This window comes from Paenibacillus sp. OT2-17, assembly GCF_009827695.1.
Lineage (GTDB): Bacteria > Bacillota > Bacilli > Paenibacillales > Paenibacillaceae > Paenibacillus > Paenibacillus polymyxa_B.
Genome location: NZ_WUDQ01000846.1, coordinates 1 through 1,150, shown reverse-complemented (window position 1 = coordinate 1,150; position 1,150 = coordinate 1). Strand labels below are relative to the sequence as shown.

1 protein-coding gene and 1 pseudogene are annotated in these 1,150 nt (G+C 37.1%); one reads left to right on the top strand and one right to left on the bottom strand.

Translation table 11 applies throughout. From position 1 onward, the window contains the following. Positions 1-708 (bottom strand): CHASE3 domain-containing protein (locus GRP75_RS27605; RefSeq protein ID WP_483311125.1); only part of this gene is annotated, 708 nt, incomplete at its 3' end. Positions 709-978: 270 nt separating this feature from the next. Between GRP75_RS27605 and GRP75_RS27600 the strand changes: the two are divergent. Further along, a pseudogene (locus GRP75_RS27600) lies at positions 979-1,150 on the top strand (serine hydrolase domain-containing protein); the annotation flags it as partial.

The window sequence follows — 1,150 nt, the reverse complement described above, 5'->3', positions numbered from 1 at the left end:
CAAATCTCCCCCACCTTCAGACATTTCCAACAGCTGCTCATTCATATGGTGTAATGGACGAATTGAACGAATCAAAACGATGGATTGAACAATACTGTAAATGATAACTAGAAGTCCTACAATACTCGTAATCAAGGATGTATTCGTCATCGTTTGGTGCGCTTGCTGTACTTTCACCGTTACCATATCTTCTTGAGCTTTGACAAAGGCTACTACCTTGGTATCAAGTTGCTTACGCAACACCCGTTCGTTTTCAAAATCATCGAGCAAATCAGAAAATGGCGGGAAAGCATCGTCTCTTGTACTCTGATACCCCGCTGTAGTCAGTAAACGATGAACTTGATTCATGTAAGTATTAATCCCCGTCTTGAGATCAGTCATTTTTTTCTTAGAATCCTCATTACCTGTATTAAGCAGAGCTTCTGTCTCCTGTAGCAACTTTGCAACTTCACTTTGCTTGTTTCCGATCTCTCGTCCGTACTGTTCATCACGAGTTAGCAAATATGCCCGCTCATCATTAGATATGCCGTTTAACAAAAATTGAAGAGACTTCGAGTTATACGCAATAGCCTCTTCACGACTCATAATATCCTTGTACTCATTCTCACTATGTACGCTTAAAATGTAATTGGTCAGCAGCATAGCTGCAATCACACTCGGAATCAGTATCGCGCTAAGAATCATTTTGGCCTTAATTGTTAAATTCATGAATCGGTCCCCCAGTTATTTCTGAATAAAATGTCCAACTTACTATATATCGTTTTATTCGATTGTTTTTTTGAATGAAACAGAAAAAGTGTATAGATTTTTAAATATACTTGTGTCTATTCAGTGAACATATATATCTTTTTTAATATCAAAGAACAAAAAAATTCAAAATTAGTAAATGAACTGTTTTCAGTTTGTACTCTTCGAATTTCGGACTATTAAAATGATATACTATGTATTGCTATGCCATAAGCCTCAAGGAGGATCTGCATGAAAAGTCTGGAACTAAAACCGCTTATTCACGTGCTTAACGAATTGGAAACCCGCAGCTGCCTTATTGATCAGCAGGGTAACATGATCATGAATTACTATCGTGAACCTCAAATTGCTAATGAACTCTATAAAATAAATTCCTGTACCAAAAGCGTGATTTCCGCATTGG